18 protein-coding genes are annotated in these 24,549 nt (G+C 59.6%); 7 read left to right on the top strand and 11 right to left on the bottom strand.

The window, feature by feature from the left end:
• Positions 1-154 precede the first annotated feature (154 nt).
• The 3 genes from FXO12_RS24415 to treP all read right to left on the bottom strand — a co-directional run bounded on the left by FXO12_RS24415 (position 155) and on the right by treP (position 4,753).
• Positions 155-1,375 (bottom strand): carbohydrate porin, encoded by a 1,221-nt coding sequence (locus tag FXO12_RS24415; RefSeq protein ID WP_054897800.1) that lies wholly within the window; start codon positions 1,373-1,375, stop codon positions 155-157.
• A gap of 166 nt (positions 1,376-1,541) precedes the next feature.
• Positions 1,542-3,188 (bottom strand): alpha,alpha-phosphotrehalase, encoded by a 1,647-nt coding sequence (treC, locus tag FXO12_RS24410; RefSeq protein WP_060772711.1) that lies wholly within the window; start codon positions 3,186-3,188, stop codon positions 1,542-1,544.
• 122 nt (positions 3,189-3,310) lie between these two features.
• On the bottom strand, positions 3,311-4,753 hold the full coding sequence (gene treP, locus FXO12_RS24405) for a PTS system trehalose-specific EIIBC component (RefSeq protein ID WP_054918298.1): 1,443 nt from the start codon (positions 4,751-4,753) through the stop codon (positions 3,311-3,313).
• Between the two features lie 254 nt (positions 4,754-5,007).
• On the opposite strand from treP, the gene treR reads away from it, so the two are divergent.
• Positions 5,008-5,712, top strand: coding sequence for a trehalose operon repressor (treR, locus tag FXO12_RS24400; protein ID WP_054918297.1), 705 nt, complete (start codon positions 5,008-5,010; stop codon positions 5,710-5,712).
• Positions 5,713-5,841: 129 nt separating this feature from the next.
• The gene (locus FXO12_RS24395) at positions 5,842-6,153 is read left to right on the top strand and encodes a hypothetical protein (RefSeq protein ID WP_054897803.1); all 312 of its coding nucleotides are present in this window, start codon (positions 5,842-5,844) and stop codon (positions 6,151-6,153) included.
• Positions 6,154-6,294: 141 nt separating this feature from the next.
• Here FXO12_RS24395 and guaA read toward each other — a convergent pair whose 3' ends face one another.
• The 4 genes from guaA to FXO12_RS24375 form a co-directional block, all read right to left on the bottom strand.
• Positions 6,295-7,872 carry a glutamine-hydrolyzing GMP synthase gene (gene guaA / locus FXO12_RS24390; RefSeq protein ID WP_014719806.1) on the bottom strand — a complete coding sequence of 526 codons (1,578 nt, stop codon included), beginning with the start codon at positions 7,870-7,872 and terminating at the stop codon, positions 6,295-6,297.
• Between the two features lie 80 nt (positions 7,873-7,952).
• Entirely contained in the window at positions 7,953-9,422 is a 1,470-nt protein-coding gene (gene guaB, locus FXO12_RS24385) for an IMP dehydrogenase (RefSeq protein ID WP_034128014.1), read from the bottom strand.
• A gap of 271 nt (positions 9,423-9,693) precedes the next feature.
• A complete protein-coding gene (locus tag FXO12_RS24380; RefSeq protein WP_057975067.1) occupies positions 9,694-10,242 on the bottom strand; it encodes a hypothetical protein in 549 nt (182 codons plus the stop codon).
• 137 nt (positions 10,243-10,379) lie between these two features.
• Positions 10,380-11,147: a sulfite exporter TauE/SafE family protein gene (locus FXO12_RS24375; protein WP_057975066.1), complete on the bottom strand. Its 768-nt coding sequence runs from the start codon at positions 11,145-11,147 to the stop codon at positions 10,380-10,382.
• A 101-nt stretch (positions 11,148-11,248) separates the two neighbouring features.
• On the opposite strand from FXO12_RS24375, the gene FXO12_RS24370 reads away from it, so the two are divergent.
• The 4 genes from FXO12_RS24370 to FXO12_RS24355 all read left to right on the top strand — a co-directional run bounded on the left by FXO12_RS24370 (position 11,249) and on the right by FXO12_RS24355 (position 18,698).
• Complete coding sequence (locus tag FXO12_RS24370) at positions 11,249-12,139, top strand: LysR family transcriptional regulator (RefSeq protein ID WP_057975065.1); 891 nt, start codon at positions 11,249-11,251, stop codon at positions 12,137-12,139.
• Between the two features lie 10 nt (positions 12,140-12,149).
• Positions 12,150-13,529 (top strand): exodeoxyribonuclease VII large subunit, encoded by a 1,380-nt coding sequence (gene xseA / locus FXO12_RS24365; RefSeq protein WP_057975064.1) that lies wholly within the window; start codon positions 12,150-12,152, stop codon positions 13,527-13,529.
• Positions 13,530-13,532: 3 nt separating this feature from the next.
• On the top strand, positions 13,533-14,354 hold the full coding sequence (locus FXO12_RS24360; RefSeq protein ID WP_057975063.1) for a M23 family metallopeptidase: 822 nt from the start codon (positions 13,533-13,535) through the stop codon (positions 14,352-14,354).
• A 330-nt stretch (positions 14,355-14,684) separates the two neighbouring features.
• Positions 14,685-18,698: a membrane-targeted effector domain-containing toxin gene (locus FXO12_RS24355; protein WP_178119864.1), complete on the top strand. Its 4,014-nt coding sequence runs from the start codon at positions 14,685-14,687 to the stop codon at positions 18,696-18,698.
• A gap of 133 nt (positions 18,699-18,831) precedes the next feature.
• On the opposite strand, the gene FXO12_RS29175 is transcribed toward FXO12_RS24355, so the two are convergent.
• On the bottom strand, positions 18,832-19,053 hold the full coding sequence (locus FXO12_RS29175) for a hypothetical protein (RefSeq protein ID WP_232458719.1): 222 nt from the start codon (positions 19,051-19,053) through the stop codon (positions 18,832-18,834).
• Positions 19,054-19,096: 43 nt separating this feature from the next.
• Here FXO12_RS29175 and leuA point away from each other — a divergent pair, with 43 nt between their 5' ends.
• A complete protein-coding gene (gene leuA / locus FXO12_RS24345; RefSeq protein ID WP_014719812.1) occupies positions 19,097-20,776 on the top strand; it encodes a 2-isopropylmalate synthase in 1,680 nt (559 codons plus the stop codon).
• A gap of 174 nt (positions 20,777-20,950) precedes the next feature.
• Here the strand turns inward: leuA and FXO12_RS24340 are convergent, their stop codons facing one another.
• The 3 genes from FXO12_RS24340 to der all read right to left on the bottom strand — a co-directional run bounded on the left by FXO12_RS24340 (position 20,951) and on the right by der (position 24,483).
• Entirely contained in the window at positions 20,951-21,742 is a 792-nt protein-coding gene (locus FXO12_RS24340) for an amidohydrolase (protein ID WP_057975164.1), read from the bottom strand.
• Positions 21,730-22,878, bottom strand: a complete 1,149-nt coding sequence (locus FXO12_RS24335; RefSeq protein ID WP_057975061.1) for a pyridoxal phosphate-dependent aminotransferase — start codon at positions 22,876-22,878, stop codon at positions 21,730-21,732. Before FXO12_RS24335 ends, FXO12_RS24340 begins: the two co-directional genes overlap by 13 nt.
• Positions 22,879-23,013: 135 nt before the next feature.
• On the bottom strand, positions 23,014-24,483 hold the full coding sequence (der, locus tag FXO12_RS24330) for a ribosome biogenesis GTPase Der (protein ID WP_016977675.1): 1,470 nt from the start codon (positions 24,481-24,483) through the stop codon (positions 23,014-23,016).
• Positions 24,484-24,549: the final 66 nt, after the last annotated feature.

Here is a 24,549-nt window from a genome sequence, read left to right as displayed (position 1 = left end):
GATGACGAAGATCAAAGGTGGGAGCGGGCTTGCTGTGGCGAGCAAGCTTGCTTGCGCTGGGGTGCGAAGCGCCCCCAAAAGCCTGCGACTGCTGCGCAGTCGAGCGGGAGCAAGCTCCCTCGCCACAGCAAGCCCGCTCCCACACAAGCCCGGCTTACTTCCACCAATATTCGACCTGCACACCGACGTTTGACCCATGCCGCGCCGTGCCATAGGCGCCGGTGTCGGACAACGCCGAGCCCGCCGCCAGCTCATTGGCCGCACGCTTGGCCGCTTTGTTCCAGGACGCATAGGTGTAATACAACCGCACTTCCGGCCGCGCCCAGAACTCAGGACCTTTGGGCGACCAGGTCGGGGCGAAGGTAAATTTGCTCAATTTGCGCGTACCGCCGGTGGCCTCGACCTGATCGTGCCCCAGCTCAGTGACCAGTTTGAATTGCTCGCTGAGCGCATACGCAGGACGCACACCGAGCGACATCCAGTTCTGGTCCTGACGCCCTGGGCGCACATCTTTCTGGTACACCGCCTCGACTTGCCCGCCGAAACGCGGGGTCACTTGCCAATCAAAGAACTCCACGGCGCGGTAACTTTTGCTGCTTTTGTCCAACGTGGTATTGCCGGTGTAACCCAGACCGGTGCCGGGGCCTTCGCCGTACTGCAGGGCAAACTTGTTCTTGCCACCCAGGAAGGCCGCTTGTACATGCTGCGCCGTCAGCGCCCAGCCACTGTTGGTGTCACGCCCACCGGCCTTGGCGATGTAGCTCAAGCCAAGTTCCAGTTCGCCACCGGGGTTGGTCTTGAAACCTGCGACGTTGAAGTCGTGACGGGTGGCGTACTCCTTCTGGTACAGGTTGTCCTTGCGCGACAGGGCGTAGCTGTATTTCAAGCCGCCGATCAACACGTCCTCGATCCCGCCACCGGTGGCGCTCTGGTTCCAGTAGTAGAAGTCGGAAATATGGATGTCGTTACGTTTGTAGTAACGCCGCCCGGCCCACAGCGAACCGCCATTGAGACTGGGCAGGTTGGACCATTGCGCATACATCTGCGGCATGCGCGCCGAGCCATTGTTTTCACCCTGGAACTTCAGGGCACGGTCGTACTTGTTATAGAGGGAAGCCATGGCATCGACGCTGAACACCGAACCGTCATCGAGGGTCAGCAAATCCTGACGCAGTTCCAGCTCGGCGTACTGCTCGCATTCGTTGCCCAAGCGGTACTTGGTTTGCGCACCCGGCAGTTGGAAACATTGCTGCTTGCCGCTGCCCGTTGACGTGCCCGCGCCGCTGCGCAAATACCCGGCAAATTCCAGGGCTTGGGCGCCGAAAGGCACCGTGAGGCAGGAAGCAATAAGGCCCAGTTTTATTGTTGTTTTCATGAAGTGCTCCTTTTATTTTTATTGTTTTTTCTTGCTGTCTTGCGTGACGCGATCACCTGTAGGAGCGAGCTTGCTCGCGAAGAATTTGCAACCTCCACGCAACACCTGGAGGGGCGCGTTAGCGTTGGCGATCTTCGCGAGCAAGCTCGCTCCTACAGGGGGCATTTCAACCAGTCAGGTGCAGCACGAAGGATTCATAAGGGCGTAGCACCATCGTGCTCGTGCGCAGCGGGCAATCGGGGTAGTTGCTGATCAGAAGGCGTTGCTCGTTTGCGGCGTTGATCACGCCTTCGGGCAGTTGGATCTCGCACGACGATCCATAGAAGTTGTTGAGTACCAACAGGCGCTCGCCGTGGCCTTCACGCAGGTACGCCCAGACCTGGCGATGGTCTTGCAGCATCGGGCGGTAAACGCCTTGCTGTATCAGCGGTTCGCGACGGCGCAAGTCGATCAGCCTGCGGTAGTGATGCAGCACCGAATCCGGGTCATCCATCTGGCTGTTGACATTGATCTGCGCAGCATTCGCGGGAATGCCGATCCAGGGTTCACCGCGGCTGAACCCGGCGTTCGCTTCGGTGCTCCACTGCATGGGCGTACGCCCGTTATCGCGGGACTTCTGCATGATCGCCGCCATGCTCGAAGCTTCGGACTCTCCCGCGTCGCGCTTGAGGCGGAAGATGTTCAGGGTTTCCACATCGCGGTATTGCGAAATGCTGTCGAAGCCGGGGTTGGTCATGCCCAGCTCTTCGCCCTGATACACATATGGCGTGCCCTGCAGAAAGTGCAGCGCCGTGGCGAGCATCTTGGCCGAGACCACGCGGTATTCGCCGTCGTCACCAAAGCGCGAGACCACCCGTGGCTGGTCGTGGTTACACCAGAACAACGCGTTCCAGCCGCCACCGGCCTGCATGCCCACCTGCCAGTCGGAGAAAATCTGCTTGAGTTGCAGGAAATCGAAATCGGCCTTCACCCACTTCTGCAGGTTGGGGTAATCGACTTTCAGGTGATGGAAATTGAAGGTCATCGACAGCTCTTTCGACGCTGGATTCGAGTAGCGAATGCAGTGTTCCAGGCGGGTGGATGACATCTCGCCCACGTTGATCAGGTCATGGCCTTCAAAGACCTCGCGGTGCATTTGCTGCAGGTATTGGTGCACGTTCGGGCCGTCGGTGTAGAAACGGCGACCGTCGCTGTTGTCTTCGGGGAAATCGGCGGGCTTGGAGATCAGGTTGATCACATCCAGGCGGAAGCCGCCCACGCCTTTGTCGCGCCAGAAGCGCATCATCTTGAAGACTTCGGCGCGCACCTTGGGGTTGTCCCAATTGAGGTCGGCCTGGGTATGGTCGAACAGATGCAGGTAGTACTGGCCAGTCTGCGCTTCGTATTCCCAGGCCGAGCCGCCGAACTTGGATTCCCAGTTGTTCGGCTGGTCGCGCCAGATGTAGAAGTCACGATAGGGATTGTCGAGGCTGCTGCGCGCCTGCTGGAACCATTCGTGTTCGATGGAGGTGTGGTTGACCACGATGTCGAGCATCAGCTTGATACCATGCTTGGCGGCTTCGCTGATCAGCAGGTCGCAGTCGGCCATGGTGCCGTAGCTGGGGTCGATGGCGTAGTAGTCGCTGATGTCGTAGCCGTTGTCGCGCTGGGGCGAGCGCAGGAACGGAGTAACCCACAGGCAGTCCACGCCCAGCCACTTGAGGTAGTCGAGTTTGTCCACGATGCCCAGCAGGTCACCGGTGGCGTTACCCGCGTGGCTGTGGAAGCTTTTGGGGTAGATCTGGTAGATCACCGAGTGTTGCCAGGTTTGCATGGTGGATTCCTTCAGTAGAGTTGGGTGTTGGCCCTTCCGGCCTCATCGCAGGCAAGCCAGCTCCCACATTTGAATGTGTTCACACATCACTGTGGGAGCTGGCTTGCCTGCGATAGCGATCTTCAGGCGACCCGGTAACCAGGCCGAACGATCTTCATGCTCAACATGCACGTCAGCGCAAACGGCACGACCATCGCCACGACCATGCCAATCACGAACATCGGAATGGCGCTCGGTACGATCGAGATAAACCCGGGTAGCCCACCGACGCCGATGGCCGAGGCCTGCACCTTGTTCAACGACAGGAAAATGCTGCCCAGCGCCGAGCCCAGCAGAGCGGCATAGAACGGGAATTTGAAACGCAGGTTCACCCCGAACATCGCCGGCTCAGTGATGCCGAAGTAAGCTGAAATGGCCGAGGTCGAGGCCATGCTTTTGTCCCGCGCATTGCGAGTCATGTAGAACACCCCGAGCGCGGCGCTGCCCTGGGCCAGGTTGGACATGACGATCATCGGCCAGATAAAGGTGCCGCCCTGGGTGGAAATAAGCTGCAGGTCGACGGCCAGGAACATGTGGTGCATACCGGTGATCACCAGCGGCGCATAGAGCAGGCCGAAAATCGCGCCGCCGACCATAGGTGCGATTTCAAACAGCGTGACCAGGCCTTCGGTAATCAGGATGCCGAGGTGACGCGTCACCGGGCCGATGATTGCCAGGGCCAGCACACCAGTGACCACGATGGTGGTGATCGGCACCACCAGCAGTTGAATGGCATTCGGCACCCGCGCCCTCAGCCACTTCTCGATCACGCTCATGACAAAGGCCGCCATCAGGATCGGCAGGATCTGCCCCTGGTAACCCACCTTCTCGATCTGGAACCAGCCGAAGATATCGAAGTACGGAAGGCTCTGGCCGTCGAGGCCGGCGACCGCCTTGCCGTAGTTCCAGGCGTTGAGCAGGTCCGGGTGCACCAGCATCAGGCCCAGCACGATGCCGAGGATTTCACTGCCGCCGAACCGCTTGGCCGCCGACCAGCCCACCAGTGCCGGCAGGAACACGAAGGAGGTGTTGGCCATCAGGTTGATCAGGCTCCACAGGCCATCCAGATTCGGGTAGGCCTCCAGCAGCGTCTGGCCTTCGATGAACATGCCCTTGGCGCCCATCAGGTTGTTCACGCCCATCAACAGGCCGGCAATGATCAGCGCGGGCAGGATCGGCATGAACACATCGGAGAACACCCGCACCAGGCGCTGCATGGGGTTGGCCTTGTCGCCGCCGGCTTTCTTGACGTCGGCAATGGTCGAAGCGGCAAGGCCGGTCAGTTCGCGCAGGGCGGCGTAGACCTTCTCCACTTCGCCGGGACCGATCACCACCTGGAACAGGCCGCCGGTAAAGAACGAACCCTTGACCAGATCGACCTGGTTCAGGGCACTGCTGTTGACCAGGCTGGGGTCCTTGAGCGCCAGGCGCAGGCGGGTCACGCAATGGGCAGCCTGCTCAAGGTTTTCGCGGCCTCCGAGGTTGTCGAGGATCTCGCGGGCAATCGTTGAATAGTCGTGGCTCATGCTCGTTTTCCACTGTGATTGTTTTTATGGGTGGCAGTCGTTGGCAGCACGCCGAGGAGGGAAAAGTACTCGTCTGTACGAGTTAAATCAACAACTCGTCTGTACGAGTTACACTTTTGTTTATTCATACGATCTTTCCGTCAGGTTTTTCACCTACGGGCACGGGTGTCCAATGGACAAACCCAACCTCTGCCACTAAGGTTCCTGCCTTGAACGCGCAGTCCACCTTCATAACGCCGGGCAAGAGCCATCCCATGAGCAAATACAACCAGATCTATACGGATCTGCTTGCCAGCATCACCACCGAGCGCCTGCAACGCGGTACGCGCCTTCCCTCCGAAACCGAACTGATGGACGCCTACCAGGCCAGCCGTGGCACCGTGCGGCGCGCCATCGAGCAGTTGCAGGAACGTGGCTTTGCGCAAAAGATCCACGGCAAGGGCACCTTTGTGTTGTCGCCCAACCCGATCGAGTTCCAACTGGGCGGCATCGTCAGCTTCCACGAGACCCACGCAGACCTGGGCGATGACGTACGTACCGACGTGGTCGAGTTCACCCAGATCCCGTTGGAAGGCTCACTGCTGCAGCACATCGAGGCCGAACCCGGCACCCTGATCACGCGCATCAAACGGGTGCGCCGCATCGGCGGCAAACGCGTGATTCTGGACATCAACCACTTCATCAGCGACCTGATTCCCGGCCTGGACCGCGACATCGCCGAGCAGTCGATCTACGCGTTTATCGAGCAAACGCTGCAGTTGCAGATCAGCTACGCGCAACGCACCATCGAAGCCCTGCCACGCAGCAAGGACGACCAGGCGCATCTGGATCTGGAGGGGCAAAGCCATGTGATTGTGGTGAGTAACCAGACGTTTTTGCAGGATGGAAGGCAGTTCGAGTACACCGAGTCGCGGCATACGTTGGATAAGTTTTACTTTTCGGATATAGCGCGGCGGTAAGCGTAAGCCGTGAAACCCACTGACACCACGAAAAATACCCTTCACGAAAAACCTTCTTCGTAGTGACTGCATTAACTGTTGCGCAGACGCCGTACACATTATCCGAGTCAAACCAAGGGAGAGAATACGATGTTCAGGAAGAGCCTGGTGTCGAGTATGTACGCGTTGCTATTGATCGGCTGCACCGGCAGAGGCTTTCAACCACCGCCGCCGGAATTTACCAATTGGAAGAAGATCGGGGTGTCTGAAGAGGGCGTCAAACACGCCATGACCGCATGCGGCTATACCAACCTGATAGGGACGGGCGACAGAACCCCGATTGACCAGGTGCTCACGCGGTTTTATTGCATGAAAGACGCAGGTTTCAAGCGCACAGATAACATTGACCTTTGCAAGGAAGGCCGCATCGGCGAATCACCCGTTTGCGAAGGCCGCCGGTAATCCGTCAGCGAAAAGACACAAGGTGCTTGGCGATGCACAAAGCTGCCAGAATTTGCCAGACCCAAAAAGCCAAAAGCCCGCAATTACGCGGGCTCCAGGGCATTTCTTGCTAGATCGTGCCGGACAATGCCGGACGTCCCATCATTCCCACTCAATCGTCGCCGGCGGCTTGCTCGACACGTCATAAGTCACGCGGGAAATACCTTCGATCTCATTGATAATCCGGCCGCTGACCGTCTCCAGCAGTTCGTAGGGCAGGTGTGCCCAACGCGCTGTCATGAAGTCGATCGTCTCTACGGCACGCAGTGCAACAACCCATGCGTAACGACGACCATCGCCTACAACGCCAACCGATTTCACCGGCTGGAATACCACGAACGCCTGGCTGACCTTGTGGTACCAGTCGGCCTTGCGCAGTTCTTCGATGAAGATGTGGTCGGCGCGACGCAGCAGGTCGGCGTATTCCTTCTTCACTTCACCCAGGATACGCACGCCCAGGCCCGGGCCTGGGAATGGGTGGCGGTAGACCATGTCGTACGGCAGGCCCAGTTCCAGGCCCAGACGGCGGACTTCGTCCTTGAACAGTTCGCGCAGCGGTTCTACCAGCTTGAGGTTCATCTCCTCAGGCAGGCCACCCACGTTGTGGTGGGACTTGATCACGTGGGCCTTGCCGCTCTTGGCGCCGGCCGACTCGATCACGTCGGGGTAGATGGTGCCCTGGGCGAGGTACTTGATGTTGTCCAGTTTGTTGGACTCGGCATCGAACACGTCGATGAAGGTGCGGCCGATGATCTTGCGCTTCTTCTCCGGGTCGGACTCGCCGGCCAGGTTGTTGAGGAACTGGTCCTCAGCGTTGGCGCGGATCACCTTGACGCCCATGTTCTCGGCGAACATGGCCATCACTTGCTCACCTTCGTGCAGGCGCAGCAGGCCGTTGTCGACGAATACGCAGGTCAGCTGGTCGCCAATGGCCTTGTGCAGCAAGGCGGCCACAACCGAGGAGTCAACGCCGCCGGACAGGCCAAGCAATACGTTGTCAGTGCCGACCTGGGCGCGCACTTGGGCGATGGCGTCTTCAGCAATTTTCGACGGGGTCCACAGGGCTTCACACTCGCAGATGTCGAGGATGAAACGCGACAGGATGCGCCCGCCTTGCTTGGTGTGGGTCACTTCCGGGTGGAACTGCACCCCGTAGTAGCGACGCTCATCGCTGAACATGCCGGCAATCGGGCAGCTCGGGGTGCTGGCCAGGATGTGGAAGTCTTCCGGCATTTTGGTGACCTTGTCACCGTGGCTCATCCAGACGTCGAGGCCGAACAGGCCGTCGGCGTCGATGTGGTCTTCGATGCCGTCCAGCAGGCGGCTCTTGCCGACCACGTCCACACGGGCATAACCGAATTCACGCAGCTCGGAGCCTTCTACCTTGCCGCCCAGTTGCTCGGCCATGGTCTGCATGCCGTAGCAGATGCCGAATACCGGCACACCCAGGTCGAATACCGCTTGCGGGCAGCGCGGACTATTGGCTTCGTGAACGGACTCGGGGCCACCGGCGAGAATGACGCCTTTGGGTGCGAATTCGCGGATCGCTTCATCGTCCATGTCGAACGGATGCAGTTCGCAGTACACGCCGATTTCACGCACGCGGCGGGCGATCAGCTGGGTGTACTGGGAACCGAAGTCGAGGATCAGGATGCGGTGGGCGTGAATGTCGAGGGCCATGAAGTCAGTCTCGTCTAATGAATCAGAAACAACTCGGGGCTGAAGAACAGCCCCGGTTACTTAACGTTTTGCTGGAAGCCTCAACCTACACGGTAGTTTGGCGCTTCCTTGGTGATCTGCACGTCGTGGACATGGGATTCAGCCATGCCGGCGCCGGTGATCCGTACGAACTCTGGCTTGGTGCGCATTTCTTCGATGTTGGCACTGCCGGTGTAGCCCATCGAGGAACGCAGGCCGCCCATCAGTTGGTGGATGATCGCGCTCAGGGTTCCTTTGTACGGCACACGGCCTTCGATGCCTTCCGGTACGAGCTTCTCGGCGCCTGCCGAAGAGTCCTGGAAGTAACGGTCGGAAGAGCCTTGCGCCTGGGACATGGCGCCCAGCGAACCCATGCCACGGTAAGCCTTGTACGAACGGCCCTGGAACAGTTCGATCTCGCCCGGTGCTTCTTCGGTACCGGCGAACATCGAGCCCATCATCACGCAGGAGGCACCGGCTACGATGGCCTTGGACAGGTCACCGGAGAAACGGATGCCACCGTCGGCGATCAAGGGTACGCCAGTGCCTTCAAGGGCAGCGGCGACGTTGGCGATGGCGCTGATTTGCGGCACGCCCACACCGGCGACGATACGCGTGGTGCAGATGGAGCCTGGGCCGATACCGACCTTGACTGCGTCGGCGCCAGCTTCGGCCAGGGCCTTGGCGGCAGCGCCGGTAGCGATGTTGCCGCCGATCACCTGCACTTCAGGGAAGTTCTGCTTGACCCAACGCACGCGGTCGATCACGCCTTTGGAGTGGCCGTGGGCGGTGTCGACCACTACCACGTCAACACCGGCAGCGACCAGCGCCGAGACGCGATCACCGGTGTCTTTACCGGTACCGACCGCAGCGCCAACGCGCAGACGACCTTGGTCATCCTTGCTGGCCAGCGGGTAAGCCTTGGCTTTTTCGATGTCGTTGACGGTCATCATGCCTTTGAGGGCGAATTTGTCGTCGACGATCAGCACGCGCTCGATGCGGTGCTTGTGCAGCAGTTCGCGCACATCGTTCTTGTCGGCGCCTTCCTTGACGGTGACGAGGCGCTCTTTAGGCGTCATCACTTCGCGGACGGTGACTTCAAGGCGGTTCTCGAAACGCACGTCACGGGAAGTGACGATGCCGACCAGGTCGCCATCGTGCAGCACCGGGACGCCGGAGATGTTGTGCATACGCGTGAGTTCGAACAGGTCACGCACGGTGGCGTCAGCTTCGATGGTGATCGGATCTTTCACCACGCCGGCTTCGTAACGCTTGACCTTGCGCACTTCGGCAGCTTGCTGCTCGATGGTCATGTTCTTGTGGATGATGCCGATGCCGCCTTCCTGAGCCATGGCAATGGCCAGACGGGCTTCGGTGACGGTGTCCATGGCAGCGGAAACCAGGGGAATATTCAGCTCGATGCCACGGGTTAGGCGGGTCTTGAGACTGACTTCGTTAGGAAGCACCTCGGAATAACCGGGCACTAGGAGAATGTCGTCGAATGTCAGAGCTTCTTGGCTGATACGCAGCATCGCGGGGGCTCCCGAGCGGGAAAATGGAAGCGCGCCATTATATACATGCACCCTGCCGGGCTCAATGTAAAACTCTGACAAACTTGGTAATACTGATAGATGGGTAATTTCATCGCCCCGATCATTCCCATGCTCGGCGTGGGAATGCCTCTGGTGACGCTCCGCGTCGCCTTGGGGCAGGATTCAAAATCTCCGACAACAACGGGACGCGGAGCGTCCCATGCGGCGTTGCCCACGCGGGAGCGTGGGAACGATCGTGTTCGGCAAAAAGTTACAGTTCGACTTTGACCCAGCTCATTTTTTGATCGAGCCAATCGGCAAACTTGTCGATAAAGCTCTGTTTAAAGCCCGCCTCCGCCCAGTTGTTGAAAATGAATCCCAGGTTGGAAAACCCGCATTCCTGCAGGAACAGAAAGCCATTGATGTCGTCTTCATGCCCACATAGCGGGCAGGTGAAGTTATCGGTGTGGCCAGGCATCCAGTCTTCCAGGCTTTCAAACAGCGCCTCGCCGACTTCCTTGAGGCACTCCGGGCAGCCCGCTTCTTCGAGGAACCCCTTGGCCGGGGTATAGATGCAACGCTTGTAGATGATCTCCAGGCCATTGACCGGCTCGTTGAACGGCAGCGCTTCGGGGTGCAGCACCACCGCGCGGGCACCATCGGCCAGGGCGTAGCCCATGCGGTTGCCGGTACGCCCGCAAGTGGTGAGCTCTTCCTTGATGATGTTCTTGCGCACCAGCCAGCGCACAATCGCCCGGGCGCGGGGTTCGTGGACCGGCAAGGTGGAGATTTTCGGGACAAGGATGCTTTGGGAGTTCATGGGAGTCCTGCGGTGTGGCTATTGGCGCCATCGCGGGCAAGCCCGGCTCCCACAGGTGATCGCATTCCAATGTGGGAGCCGGGCTTGCCCGCGATGACGCCCGGGAGGACGGCAGCTTAATCCCTGAAAAAATCAGGTCAAGTACTCAAATACCGTCCGATCAACGCAATACCGCTGGCCAATACCAGCCAGGTCACCAACCGCACGAACGCCTCACGGGACAGCCGCATCGTCAGCCTGCGCCCACACCACAACCCCAGGGCCATCGCCGGCAACAGGCAAACCGCCAACATCAATAACGGCAAATCTGCATACACCCCGGCAATCAGGAACAGACTCAAACGCACGACCGTGCTGCAACTGATCAGCGCGCTTTGCGTAGCCCGCGCAGCGTCCTTGGGCAAACGGCTGTTCAGGTAAATCGCATATAAGAAGCCGCCACTGCCGAATAGCGCCCCAAACAGGCCGCCAACGGTGCCCATGGGAATCGACCAGCCCGCCGCCAGCTGAGTCGGCCTTGCTTTCACCGCCAGGCTGTAAATCGCGTAGGCGCTGATAAACAGCCCCATCAATAACAGCAACAGGTCCGAATGCAGGTTGAGCAAAAACACCACGCCCAGGGTGCAGCCGATGGCCATGCAGGGCAGCAACCGCAACAGTTCCGGCTTGTTCACATCGCGCCGTGTTCGCAGCAGGCCGCCAAACGCAGCGACAAAGTCCAGAAGCACCAGCAACGGGATGATCTTCGACAGCGGCATGAATAAAATCAGGATCGGCCCCGCCACCAGCGCCGTGCCGAACCCGGCAATGCCGAACACGATATAAGCCACCGTCACGCCCAGGCCGATCACCAGCCAATCAATACCGCCGAAAGTCCACTGGCTCATCAGCTCAACCGGGCTCATGACTTATTCCTTCTATTGAGATGCCGTTCACTTTAGCCATCGGCAAGGGTTGCGACTAATATCTTCCAGGCTCACTACTCATCTCAAAAAGGCATGACTCTTTGATCTCCACCCGGCAACTGCGTTATTTCGTCGAAATCGCCGACAGCGGTAGCTTCAGTGCTGCCGCCGAGCGCCTGTTCGTGGCGCAATCAGCCTTGAGCCGGCAGATCAAGGAGCTTGAATCTCAACTGCAAACCCCACTGTTCGAACGCACTGCACGCCAGCCAAGGCTGACGGCCGCCGGCGAAGCCTTCTACCCACGGGCGCGCAACCTGCTGAGTGAGTTGCTCAAGGCCAGCGACCTGGCGACACAAGTGGGCCAGGGCCAACTCGGCACCTTGCGCCTGAGCCATTCGAGCACCGTGCCGATGAGCGGCGCGTTACTGCAAGGCATCAGCACGTGGCTGGAGCGCTGCCCGGGTGTGTCGATGGATATCGTCAAACTCTCCTCCGAAGCCCAACTGGAGGAAATCGTCGAGGGCCGCCTGGACGTCGGCCTGCTGCGGTTGCCGGTGTTGCGCCAGCGCGAAGGCGTGCGCGTGGTGCCTTGGTACACCGAGCCGTTGGCGCTGGCAGTGCCTGCGGGTCATCCCTTGGCACGCGGCAACGCAGCGGTCGAGTTAATGCAACTCAAGGATGAGGCGTTTATTTCAATCCCCCACCCTCAGCGCGGCGGGCTGAGCTATCTGTCGGCTGAATTGTGCATGCGTGCAGGTTTTTTCCCCAAGGCGGCGCGGGTAATGTCGCGCAAGACCACGCAGTTGCAATTGATCCAGGCCGGTTTCGGGATTGCCCTGTTACCAAAATCCATGCGGGACATCGCCCCGCCCAACGTGCAATTTTTGCCCCTGGCCGATCCGGACTGCCACAGCACGGTAGCCCTGGCCTGCGCGCAAGCGCCGAACGCGCTGGTGGAGCAATTCTGTCAAACCCTGCACGAATGCCTATAAACTGCCGCCCATGATTAAAGATCCTTTTGCCCGCTTGGGCCTGGACCGCGAAGTCCTGACTGTCAGCCAACTCAACGGCCGCGCGCGGGTGTTGCTGGAAGACGTGTTCACCAATATCTGGGTGGAAGGCGAGATCTCCAACCTCGCCCGCCCGGCCTCCGGCCATGTGTATTTCACGCTCAAGGACAGTGGCGCCCAGGTGCGTTGCGCGCTGTTTCGCAATAACGCGGCGCGGGTACGTCAGGCGTTGAAGGATGGCCTGGCGGTGAAGGTGCGCGGTAAGGTCTCGTTGTTCGAGGGCCGCGGCGATTACCAACTGATCCTCGATACCGTGGAGCCGGCCGGTGATGGTGCGCTACGCCTTGCCTTCGATGCACTGAAGGAAAAGCTGAGCGCCGAAGGCCTGTTCAGTGCCGAACGCAAAGTGGCGCTGCCGGTGCATCCTCGGCGCATCGGCATTATCAGCTCGCCCACCGGCGCGGTGATTCGCGACATCATCAGCGTGTTCCGCCGCCGCGCGCCGAATGTTGAACTGACCCTGATCCCTACCGCCGTGCAAGGCCGCGAAGCAATCCCGCAGATCGTGCGGGCGCTGAAACTCGCCGACGCCCGGGGTTTCGACGCGCTGATCCTGGCCCGTGGCGGTGGCTCCCTTGAAGACTTGTGGTGCTTCAACGAAGAGGTGGTGGCCCGCGCAATTGATGCCTGCGTTACCCCTATCGTCAGTGCCGTTGGTCATGAAACCGATGTGTCCATCAGCGACTTCGTGGCGGACGTCCGCGCCCCTACTCCCTCCGCCGCCGCCGAGTTGCTGGCTCCCGACGCCAGCCATCTGGTGCGTCAAGTGGAAAACCTGCAGCGCCGCCTGGTGATGCTGATGCGCAACCGCCTGAGCCACAGCCGCCTGCGCCTGGAAGGCATGGCCCGGCGCCTGCGTCACCCGGGCGAGCGCTTGCGCCAGCAGGCCCAGCGCCTGGATGACCTGGACATGCGCTTGCGCCGCGCCTTTGAGCGTAGCCTCAATACCCGTCGCGAGCGCTTGATCCGCCTGGAAACCCGCCTCGCCGGCCAGCACCCCGGCCGTCAACTGGCACTCTTGCGCCAGCGCCTGGACAGCCTCGCCGAACGCCTGCCCCGCGCCATGCGTGAAGGTCTCAAGGCTCGGCGTCTGCAACTGCAGAGCCAAGTGCAGACATTGCAGGTGGTCAGCCCGCTGGCGACCCTGGGCCGCGGCTACAGCATCCTGTTGGACGAGCGCGGCCAGGCGATTCGCAATGCCGCACAAACCCACACCGGCCAGCGCCTCACCGCGCGCCTGGGTGAAGGCCAATTGCAAGTGCGGGTGGAAGACAACCACCTGACACCCGTCACCCTTTCATTATTGGATTGATCGATGCCACGCCTACTGAGCCTGTTGATGCTGTTGTGCCTCACATTTAACGCCCACGCCGACAGTTACATCACGCGAACCCTGAACAAACCGGTGCCAGGCGGCGTGGCCGTCGTCGAACTAGGCCCTTCGGCCACGGCGCCGAAAGCCACCTACCAGGGCAAGCCGGTGCTGGTGGTCAAGGAGCAGGACAACTGGCTGGCGATTGTCGGTATCCCGTTAACGGTCAAGCCTGGCAACGAGCGCATCAGCAGCGGTGGGCGCAACCTGCCGTTTATCGTCGGTTACAAGAAGTATCCGGAACAGCGCATCACTTTGAAGAACAAGAGCCAGGTCAACCCTGACCCGGCCCAGCTCAAGCGCATCGAAGGCGAACTGGCAGTGCAGCTCAAGGCTTACCGCAGCTTCAGCCCGAACCTGCCTAGCAACCTGGTGCTGGATAAACCGGTGAACGGGCCGCTTTCGAGCAAATTCGGGGTGCGCCGCTTCTTCAACGGTGAAGAACGCAACCCGCATTCGGGCCTGGATTTCGCCGTACCGGCCGGCACACCGATCAAGACACCCGCCAATGGCAAGGTGATTCTGGTCGGCAATTACTTCTTCAACGGCAATACCGTGTTTGTCGATCATGGCCAGGGCTTTATCAGCATGTTCTGCCATATGTCGAAGATCGATGTGAAGGTGGGTCAGCCACTGGTACGCGGTGCGGTAGTCGGCAAAGTCGGCTCGACAGGCCGGGCCACCGGGCCGCATATGCACTGGAACGTCAGCCTGAACGATGCACGGGTAGATCCGGCGATTTTTATCGGCGCGTTTCAACCCTGAATACCGTGGCCGTGAGGGGCGTCAGTGATTTCCTGCGCTGGCGCCTGATCTGCCGGACGTTCGCTGCAATGCATTGTGATCTTCTTACATTTTTGCGATGAACCATCCGACACCCGAGACTCACTCAACCAGCGATTTACACGGACGTAATGAGCAGGACCTGAGCATTGGAGATCCAATTCCCATGAGACTCTTTCCATGTCACTTACCCCAGCACTGTCAGAGCGACATTCGCAAAACCTCCTGACCTCATCTCACGCCTCACCCGGTACCCCCCCGACCAGCCCGCCTACACCACCCGCAACTCTGCAACAACCTGCATCAGCCCCCTTGCCCGCCGCCGCCAATTACGCCCCCGATGACCCGCCTACTCCCGCCTCGTCAGGTATAACCCCGGCGAAAATGCGATACCCGCAGTTGGTGAAGCATTTCAAACCCAGCAATGAAACACAGTTCACCGCTGAACACGCGTTGCTGACCGAAGACAAGCAACGCCTGCATAGCCAGCAACCCGGCTTCAAGGCCTTTGTACAGTCGCAACTTGAGGAGGCCTTCCCCGCGATCAGGCCGCTGAATCCGGACATGTTCAGTTTCAATCGCTACAGAGTGGGCGATGGACGCGAATCACTGGCCTCTTCAGAGCCCCTGATGGCTGCACTGGCCAGGATGATCCGCGACATCCAGGCCAACCCGAATGCGTTGATGCGCCCGGAGCGAGGCATAAGCACTGAATTCACTTATCGACGAACCATTGCCGACATGGCGGTACCGGCCTTTACCGAAGGCACGCTGCAATCCATTGCTCGCAGCATTGCCACGCAATACCCGCAGGCGCTTGAAGAATACTGGAGCACACCGCGGCCGGTGGAAAATCAGCCGACGCTCCAGATGCCGCCGCAAGAGCAACTGTTGTTCCTGCACAAAAAACAGCTGTCGATCCTCGCCTCACTGCGCCTGAGCGATGGCACCCTGAGCGCGACCGGCAAAGGCCTGATCGACTCCGCGTTGCGCTACCCCACCCTGCAAGACCGGGAAAAACGCTTCACCGACGGTGATCGCTTAGGGGTGTACCCCGTTACTGTGGATGACCAAACGGAACATGGCGCGATGCTGCCAGGGGCCTTTCTCATCACCCGAAAAGACGGCTCCTATGCTACGCCGCCCACCTGGCCGAATGGGCGCGCACTTGCGCTCAACGATGACAATGGCCCCGTCGTGATGTACACGCCCAGCGAAGGTTTCGAGGAATTCGCAACCCCGGCCCAGGCACGCCAGGCTTTGGCCAACCGCCTGGACCAGGGCGGTGTCGAGGCCAAGTTGCTCCTGCAAGGCCTGCCCCCGGCTCTGCAAAACAGGCCCGACCCTATTACCGGAAAAGATCTGATGTCCAGTGTCGAGCCATCGGCCGGGGATGTGTTGGCGCAATCCATTCCCTGGATGCTCAAACGCCAGCGGGCAGACATTAATACCCACCTGAGCACAGCATTGGCGCCAGGCAAAACCGTCAACCCCCTTCTTGACAGTGCCACATTGGAAGGTATCGATAATGCGGCCGACTGGTCGTACCTCACCGATGGCACCAACGCCATGCTGGCCCGGGACGCCAAACTGACCGACAAACTCCAACCCGAATGGTTGAAGAATCTAAGCCCCTTTCAAGAAGCCTTGTTTTTGCACTTGGACAAGGCGCAGGAACGGAGCCTGGATGCGCTGACGCCCCTGCTTGAAAAAATCCCGGCGCTGAACACCTTCGCCCGTGACCGCCTGAATGCAGCCATAAAACAGCGATACCCGGCAGCAGAAATCGATGCGGATCAACTCATGGTGCAGGTCCACACCCGCACCGCCATCCACGGCGGGAGAGGGACTGGCCAACCCCTCTATTCGAAACAAGACGCGGTGTCCCTGACCGACTTGGCGCTGAAGAATCCCAGTGGCTTCCCTGCCGTCGAAAGAGGTGTATACACCGATGAGAAAATGACCTTGCCTCTGCGCGACAAGCACGGCAAGCCTGTGCGAGACCTGAGCGGCAAGCCGGTTACCCTGGATACCGACGATCTCAAGGCACTAGTCAATACCGCCGATGTCGGGGGCGAATACACCAAACTACTCAAACAGGAAATGGCCCCAGATGCCCAATCGGGGAGTGCTGTGCACTTGCGCACAGCGTGGAAAGCTCATCTGGCAGACGCGATGGACAAAGAGGCGTTTCTGGCAGAACTCAGCCCCGACGCCTATACGGAACTGGCCAGCGACAACATCCATAAACGCGCGGCGCAGTGGGCGGATGCGGTACTGACTCACCCAGACCCGGCCACCCGCCCTCAAGTCGATGGGAAAACCATCGTCGCCAACAGCCTGCTCCACAGGGGGCTAGCGGTGCAGGGCGTGATGGTGATCGGCAACCAGACAGATCCATCGCTGGTGCTGTACACCCCCAAGGCTCCCGACGGCATTACTTATCGCGAAGTCGCGGACCACAAGGCCCTCGACACCCTCCTGGAGAAAAAAGAGTGGGCAACCTATATCGCGCAAAGAAAATCACCCGTCAGTAAAGATGAGGTCGATCAGTTCAGGGGAGCGCTTAAAGAAGCTGCGTACAGCCCAACGAAATTGATGTCCCCCGAGCTGGCGGTCTCGTCGATCAAGCTGCTGGGAGGCGCCACTCGCCTTGAGCCCATAAAAGGTGATTTCCAAGACCATCTGTACAAGCAACACGTACAGATGGCGATCGACCGAGCGGATCACCAGTCCGTAAGCAGTGCGGAGGTCGCACGGCAATCGCTCAAGAACAAAATCGAGTTCGGCATTGAAGTGGCATTGATCTTTACCGACCTGATACCAGTGGCTGGCAAAGGCGTGTCTGCGGGTTTTCGTCTGGGCAAAGCCGGCATCAGCGCACTGCGCGCCAACAGCAGAGTGTTGCCGCACCTGATCAAAAGACCCGGCCTGGGACGGGCGATCTACAGTGATTTCACCCTGTCTGCGGCGGGTATCTCTAATGTTCGCGCGGCCCCCCTACGCCCGGTATTCAAGTCGTCGACGGCGACAGGCGCGATTACCCCGCGCCCAGGGCCAAGAGCACTGCCTGCGCCCGTCAGCCCAGTGCCGGCACGACCCTTAGCCAGCACCGGCAACACTATCGCTGGCTCACGCACGCCCAACGACGCCGTCATTCCCGAGCGCGACTTGAGTGCGTACGCCAGGCCTGGCGATATGATCAACGGCCGGACGCTAAGGAGTGACGGTACCTATAACGTTGGCGACGAGTGGTTCATCCGATTTACCGACAGTACCCGCGTGAGCAGGGTTTATCAGATCGATTCAGCCTTTCACGCTCGCAGTGGCTGGGTCAATATCATCGACCCGAACGTCCCAGCAACTGCGCCCAAAAGCAGCAGAATCGTCGCCTCTGTACAACATGCGGGCAACGGTGAATGGCGCCTGAATCAACTGCCCGGTGGAGCCCCCACGCCGACACCGGGAGCTTCGACGAGAGGCGCCGAGGCCCCTGCCCGACCAGCGTTACCAGACGCCGAGTATTTCAGCCTCAACAGAGGGCGGCTGGTCGAAGCCGACTTCACCGCTAAAACCTTGCCTGTGGCCAGGTATTGGTTCAGGCGGGATTTGTATAACTTCTACAAGAACATGCTCACTCAAGGCCAGATGCCGCCGCGCCCGCCCCGGCTGGAGCTCGCACCCGGCACCTCGCCGGCCGACCTGTTGCGTAAGGCCTACGAAATCACTGATGTGGTGGTACTGGGCGAGCGCCATAACGAAATCGCCAGTTTCCAGATGCTCAAAGAGAATATGCAGGCCCTCAAAGAGTCGGGGGTTACCACGTTTTATATTGAAGGTGTCGAAACCAATGCCGCGGGCCAGCTCATGGATGTGGGCATGGGTGGCCACCGTCCTCAAGGCGCGTCTCCCACGCTCTCGGAACTGGTTCAACTTGCCAGTGACAATGGAATCACCGTCAAATCCCTCGAGCACCACTACTTGACCCGCCGATCGGATATGCCCGATTTCTACAAGTACGTTGGGGACAACGACAACGGCATTACGCGCCTGCAAGAATTCAATTACTTCGCGACCCGTATCTTGGAAACACGCAAGCCGGGCGAAAAAGTACTCGCCTTGGTAGGCCGGGCCCATATGAACACAGCCCGAAACGTTCCAGGTCTGGCGGAGCTCACTGGAGGGGTGGGCATAGGCGTTTACCCGGACAAAGCATTCAACAAGAGTGTTGCCATCAGCGGCCCGTCAATCCCAAGGGATCCCGGGGCCAACGTCACGGATAGCTTTACGGCAGGGGATTATCAGATCTTCCATAAAGTCATTTGAGTAATCACCGTCGTGCGTTGTTTGCGCGATGGTGAGCCCTTCACTGCCGCATGCGGCGCCACGGGAAAACCTCATCACCAAAATTGCGCCACCACCTACAGAAGCGCAACAATGTGAAGAAAACAAGATAGTATTAGCAATAAATATTCATAAAGTTTGTTTTACACAGAAAATCTATCAATTTTTCCTGACCACCTTGCCATCTCACTTGGCCACGGTTAGGGTTGGGCTTATGAAAACCTCTCACACCCTCATTCAGCTCCGCCAGCACCGCAGCCTGTGCCTTGTCAGCGCACGACTGCCAGGCTGAATCGATCTGCCTCGCCCTCAGTTTTATCCCCAATAACAGTTCCACGGCAGGCCGCCTTTTCTCGGCCCCTACAACCAAGGATTTTCCGATGAGCATGCTCAAAGACCCGTCTTCGAAGTACCGCGCGTTCCCCACCATCGACATTCCCGACCGTACCTGGCCGTCGAAAACCATCACCCAAGCGCCTATCTGGTGCAGCTCCGACCTGCGTGATGGCAACCAGTCGCTGATCGAGCCGATGGACGCGGTGAAAAAGCTTCGCTTCTGGAAGACCCTGGTGGCCGTTGGCGTGAAGGAAATCGAAGCCTCGTTTCCGGCCGCGTCGCAAACCGACTTCGACTTCGTGCGCACCCTGATCGAAGACAACCACATCCCCGAGGACACCACCATCCAGGTGCTGACCCAGGGCCGTGAAGACTTGATCGCACGCACCTTCGAATCCCTGCGCGGCGCGAAGAAAGCCATTGTGCACTTGTACAATGCCACCTCGCCGTCGTTCCGCCGCATCGTGTTCAACCAGGACAAGGACGGCATCAAGGCCATCGCGGTCAACGCCGCCAAGCTGTTCGTCAAATACGCCGCCCAGCAGCCGGAAACCCAGTGGACCTTCGAATATTCCCCAGAGACCTTCAGCGCCACTGAGCTGGAGTTCGCCAAGGAAGTCTGCGATGCGGTGATCGAGGTGTGGAACCCGACGCCTGAGCACAAGATGATCCTCAACCTGCCAGCCACCGTCGAGTGCGCCACGCCGAATATCTATGCCGACCAGATCGAGTGGTTCGGTCGCCATATCAACCGTCGCGACAGCGTGATTATCAGCCTGCACACCCACAACGACCGTGGCACTGGCGTGGCGGCCACCGAGTTGGGCCTGATGGCCGGCGCCGACCGTGTGGAAGGCTGCCTGTTTGGCAACGGCGAGCGCACCGGTAACGTCGATTTGGTCACCGTGGCGCTGAACATGTACACCCAGGGCCTGGACCCGCAGTTGGACTTCTCGGACATTGACGGCGTGCGCAAAGTGGTCGAGGAATGCAACCAGATCCAGGTGCACCCACGCCACCCCTATGTGGGCGACCTGGTACACACCGCGTTCTCCGGTTCACACCAGGACGCGATCCGCAAAGGCTTCTCGCAGCAGAAAGACGATGCGCTGTGGGAAGTGCCGTACTTGCCGATCGACCCGGCCGATATTGGCCGCAGCTACGAGGCGGTGATCCGCGTGAACAGCCAGTCGGGCAAAGGCGGTATCGCCTACCTGCTGGAGCAGGAATACGACATCAGCTTGCCGCGTCGCATGCAGATCGAGTTCAGCCAGGTGGTGCAGGCCGAAACCGACCGCGTGGGCCTGGAGATGACCGCGCCACAGATCTACGCCTTGCTGCAGCGTGAATACCTGCAAGCCAACACGCCGTATGCGTTGGTCAGCCACCGCCTGCAGGAAGAGAACGGCAACAGCTTTGTCGAGGTGGAAGTCTCCGGCAAAGGCCAGGGCGAAACCAACCTGCATTGGAAGGGCAAAGGCAACGGTGCGTTGGAAGCGCTGGTAGCGGGCCTGCCGATTGGCGTGGAGATCATGGACTACAACGAGCACGCGATTGGTGCGGGTACCAATGCCAAGGCGGCGGCCTATATTGAACTGCGCGTGAACGGCGAACGCCCGGTGCATGGTGTAGGGATCGATGAAAACATCACTACCGCCAGCTTCAAGGCGCTGTTCAGTGCGCTGAACCGTTCGTTGAGCCAGTTGGAAGCCAAAGCGGCGTAAGCATTGCCGTAATGCAAAAGGCCCCTGGGTGAGAATCCAGGGGCCTGATCGTTCCCACGCTCTGCGTGGGAATGCAGCCCTGGACGCTCTGCGTCCGCCCTTAGAAGCGGTACGCAGAGCGTCCCAAGAGGCGTTCCCACGCAGAGCGTGGGAACAATCTAAGACAGATAAGCCTTAGACAAACTGAAAGCTATCGGCATCCAGATTCGCCGGGAACCGTGTACGGTAAGCCGCCAGCTCCGCCGCATCCAGGATCACCTGGAACACCCCGTCCGCGTCCCCTGCACTCAGCAAGGTTTCACCCTGGAAATCCAACACCTGGCTATCGCCGGTGTAGGCAAACCCCTTGCCGTCGGTGCCCACCCGGTTCACCGCCGCCACGTAACACAGGTTCTCAATGGCCCGCGCCGGCAACAGCCGATTCCAATGCTGACGCCGAGCGCCCGGCCAGTTGGCGGTGTACAGCAGCAGGTCCGTATCCTGGGCGTCGCGGCTCCACACCGGGAAGCGCAGGTCATAGCAGATCAGCGGGCGAATGCGCCAACCCTTCAACTCGAACTGCACCTGACGTTCACCTGGGGTGTAATGGTCATGTTCACCGGCCATGCGGAACAGGTGGCGCTTGTCGTAATGCAACACCTCACCATCCGGCCGCGCCCACAGCAGACGGTTGCGGTGGCTGCCATCGGCGGCCTGGATGATCACACTGCCGGTAATCACGGCCTGATACTTTGCCGCCTGGGCCTGGAGCCAATGATGGGTGGGGCCGTTTTCCGGCTCGGCGAGAGCTTCTGATTCCATCGAAAAACCGGTGGTGAACATCTCTGGCAGCACGATCAAGTCGGCGCCTTTGGCCTGCTCCAGCAGCAACTCGAAGTGTTCGAAATTGGCATGCCGGTCATGCCAGGCCAGGCTCGTCTGCACCAGGGCAATGTTCAGATTGGGCAGTACACTCAGATCACGCATAGTTTTTCCGCCGCTTGTCGCAACGTCTCCTCGCGTTTGGCAAAGCACAGGCGCACCAGGCGCTGGCCTTGGGGTGGGTGCTGGTAGAACACCGAAACCGGAATGGTCGCCACGCCATGTTCGCGGGTCATCCACAGGGACATGGCGACGTCATCCAGGTCTGGGCGTATCTGCGAGTAATCCACCAGTTGGAAGTAAGTGCCGGTCACCCGGGTAAAGCTCAAGCGCGATGGCGCCAACAGGTCGCAGAAAATGTCCCGCTTGGCCTGATAGAAGGCCGGCAGTTCTTCGACATGTTCCGGGTGTTCGGCCATGAAGTCCGCCAAAGCGTACTGCAAAGGGGTGACGCCGCAGAAGTTGACATATTGATGCACCTTGCGCAGTTCGGCGCTGAGGGCCGGTGGCGCGACCACGTAGCCGGTCTTCCAGCCTGTGACGTGATAGGTCTTGCCGAATGAGCTGACCACGAATGCGCGCTGATACAGTTCCTGATGGGCCAATACGCTGACGTGGGGCACACCGTCGAATACCAGGTGCTCGTAGACCTCATCGCTGACCAGGTAGATATCGCGGTCGCGGATCAGTTCGGCCAACTGGTCCAGCTCGACACGGCTGATCAATGCACCGGTGGGGTTGTGCGGGCTATTGAGGATGATCATGCGCGTACGCGGTGAAAGCGCAGCCTTGAGTTTCTCGAAGTCCAGGGCGAAGCCTTGCAGGCTCAGTTGCACATGCACGCAGCGGCCACCGGCCAGTTCAACCGAAGGCTCGTAGCTGTCATAGCTGGGGTCGAACACGATGACTTCATCACCGCTGCGAATCACCGCCTGAATGGCGCAAAAAATCGCCTCGGTGGCGCCTGGCGTGATGGTCACTTCAGTGTCGGCATTCACCGTGACGCCATAGCTGCGGGCGATCTTGGCCGCCACTTGCTGACGCAGCACCGGCAGGCCTGTCATGGGGGCGTACTGGTTATGACCGAGGGCGATGTGCTTACCCACTGCATCGAGCAAACCCTGCGGACCATTGAAATCGGGAAAACCCTGGGACAGATTGAGCGCGCCGGTTTCGGCGGCGAGTTGCGACATGGTGGTGAAAATGGTCGTGCCGACGTTTGGCAGCTTACTGGTGATCATGGGAGCCCCCTTCGGGTGAGCTGCAAGTTTTAAGCTGCAAGCTGCGAGCAGGTCAAGGGGCAAACCGTCAGGCACAAAAAAGGGCTCCAAAGGAGCCCTCTCTTGCAGCTTGTAGCTTACAACTCGAAACTGCCGTTATTTTTTATCACGGCGCTTCTTGTCGGCCTTCTTGTGGTGAGTCATCAAACGACGCTTCTTGTTCACCTGACGGTCAGTCAGTGTGTTCTTGTTGCCTTCGTATGGGTTCTCGCCACCCTTGAACTCGATACGGATCGGCGTACCGACCAGTTTCAAGACACGGCGGTAGGTGTTTTCCAGGTAACGCACATAGGACTTGGGCACCTTCTCGATCTGGTTACCGTGGATCACGATAATCGGCGGGTTGGCACCACCCAAGTGGGCGTAACGCAGTTTGATCCGGCGGTTGTTGACCATCGGTGGTGCGTGCTCGCCCACCGCGTCTTCAAGGATCTGGGTGAGACGGTTGGTCGGCCAGCGGGTAACCGCGGACTTGAACGAGTTCTGTACGGACGCGTATAGGTTGCCCACGCCAGTGCCGTGCAATGCCGAGATAAAGTGGATATCGGCGAACTCGACGAAGAACAGCCGACGTTGCAGCTCAATCTTGACGAAATCGCGCTCGCTCGGCGTCATGCCGTCCCACTTGTTGATCGCGATGACCAGGGCACGACCGGCTTCCAGGGCAAAGCCCAGCAAGTTGAGGTCGTGGTCCACCACGCCTTCGCGGGCGTCCATCACGAAGATCACCACGTTGGCGTCTTTGATCGCCTGCAGGGTTTTGACCACCGAGAACTTTTCAACTTCTTCGTGGATCTTGCCGCGCTTGCGCACACCGGCGGTGTCGATCAGCGTGTACTTTTCCTCGTTGCGTTCGAACGGGATGTAGATGCTGTCGCGAGTGGTACCGGGTTGGTCGTAGACGATAACGCGGTCTTCACCGAGCATACGGTTGACCAGGGTCGACTTGCCGACGTTCGGGCGGCCGATGATAGCGATCTTGATACCGTCTTTTTCGCTCGGGCCAGGAATGCGCTTGGCTTCCTCGCCTTCAGCGACGATCTCTTCCTCGCCCTCTTCTTCCTCGACATCATCCTTTGGGAAGTCGCGCAGGGCGATTTCCAGCATCTGGGTGATGCCGCGGCCGTGAGCACCGGCGACCGGAATCGCATCGCCCAGGCCCATCGGGCTGAATTCGGCACGGGCGGCCTCAGGATCGATGTTGTCGATCTTGTTGGCGACCAGATAGGAACGCTTGTTGCGCTTGCGCAGGTGCTCGCCAATCATCTGGTCAGCGGCGGTATAGCCCGCGCGGGCGTCCACCAGGAACAGCACCACATCGGCTTCTTCGATAGCGAGCAACGACTGCTCGGCCATCTTTTCGTCCATGCCATGCTCGTCACCGGAGATACCACCGGTGTCGACAATAATGTAGGAGCGCCCTTGCCACTTTGCCTCACCGTATTGGCGATCACGGGTCAGACCGGACAAGTCGCCGACAATGGCGTCGCGAGTCCTGGTCAGGCGGTTGAACAAGGTGGACTTGCCGACGTTAGGTCGGCCCACCAGGGCGATTACGGGAACCATGCGGCTCTCCACTTCGTTATTTCAGAAAATACAAAAGCCGCTGCAGGGCAGCGGCTGGTGCTCGGG

It is taken from the genome of Pseudomonas sp. J380 (genome assembly GCF_009827115.1).
In the GTDB taxonomy this organism is placed as follows: Bacteria; Pseudomonadota; Gammaproteobacteria; order Pseudomonadales; family Pseudomonadaceae; genus Aquipseudomonas; species Aquipseudomonas paracarnis.
Note: the sequence above shows the minus strand (reverse complement) of the source record. Positions and strands in the feature narration are given on the sequence as shown.

Bases quoted from the DNA above. Each gene is read 5' to 3' on its own strand.
- FXO12_RS24415 (WP_054897800.1), bottom strand. From the start codon at position 1,375: ATGAAAACAACAATAAAACTGGGCCTTATTGCTTCCTGCCTCACGGTG.
- treC (WP_060772711.1), bottom strand. From the start codon at position 3,188: ATGCAAACCTGGCAACACTCGGTGATCTACCAGATCTACCCCAAAAGC.
- treP (WP_054918298.1), bottom strand. From the start codon at position 4,753: ATGAGCCACGACTATTCAACGATTGCCCGCGAGATCCTCGACAACCTC.
- treR (WP_054918297.1), top strand. From the start codon at position 5,008: ATGAGCAAATACAACCAGATCTATACGGATCTGCTTGCCAGCATCACC.
- FXO12_RS24395 (WP_054897803.1), top strand. From the start codon at position 5,842: ATGTTCAGGAAGAGCCTGGTGTCGAGTATGTACGCGTTGCTATTGATC.
- guaA (WP_014719806.1), bottom strand. From the start codon at position 7,872: ATGGCCCTCGACATTCACGCCCACCGCATCCTGATCCTCGACTTCGGT.
- guaB (WP_034128014.1), bottom strand. From the start codon at position 9,422: ATGCTGCGTATCAGCCAAGAAGCTCTGACATTCGACGACATTCTCCTA.
- FXO12_RS24380 (WP_057975067.1), bottom strand. From the start codon at position 10,242: ATGAACTCCCAAAGCATCCTTGTCCCGAAAATCTCCACCTTGCCGGTC.
- FXO12_RS24375 (WP_057975066.1), bottom strand. From the start codon at position 11,147: ATGAGCCCGGTTGAGCTGATGAGCCAGTGGACTTTCGGCGGTATTGAT.
- xseA (WP_057975064.1), top strand. From the start codon at position 12,150: ATGATTAAAGATCCTTTTGCCCGCTTGGGCCTGGACCGCGAAGTCCTG.
- FXO12_RS24360 (WP_057975063.1), top strand. From the start codon at position 13,533: ATGCCACGCCTACTGAGCCTGTTGATGCTGTTGTGCCTCACATTTAAC.
- leuA (WP_014719812.1), top strand. From the start codon at position 19,097: ATGAGCATGCTCAAAGACCCGTCTTCGAAGTACCGCGCGTTCCCCACC.
- FXO12_RS24340 (WP_057975164.1), bottom strand. From the start codon at position 21,742: ATGCGTGATCTGAGTGTACTGCCCAATCTGAACATTGCCCTGGTGCAG.
- FXO12_RS24335 (WP_057975061.1), bottom strand. From the start codon at position 22,878: ATGATCACCAGTAAGCTGCCAAACGTCGGCACGACCATTTTCACCACC.
- der (WP_016977675.1), bottom strand. From the start codon at position 24,483: ATGGTTCCCGTAATCGCCCTGGTGGGCCGACCTAACGTCGGCAAGTCC.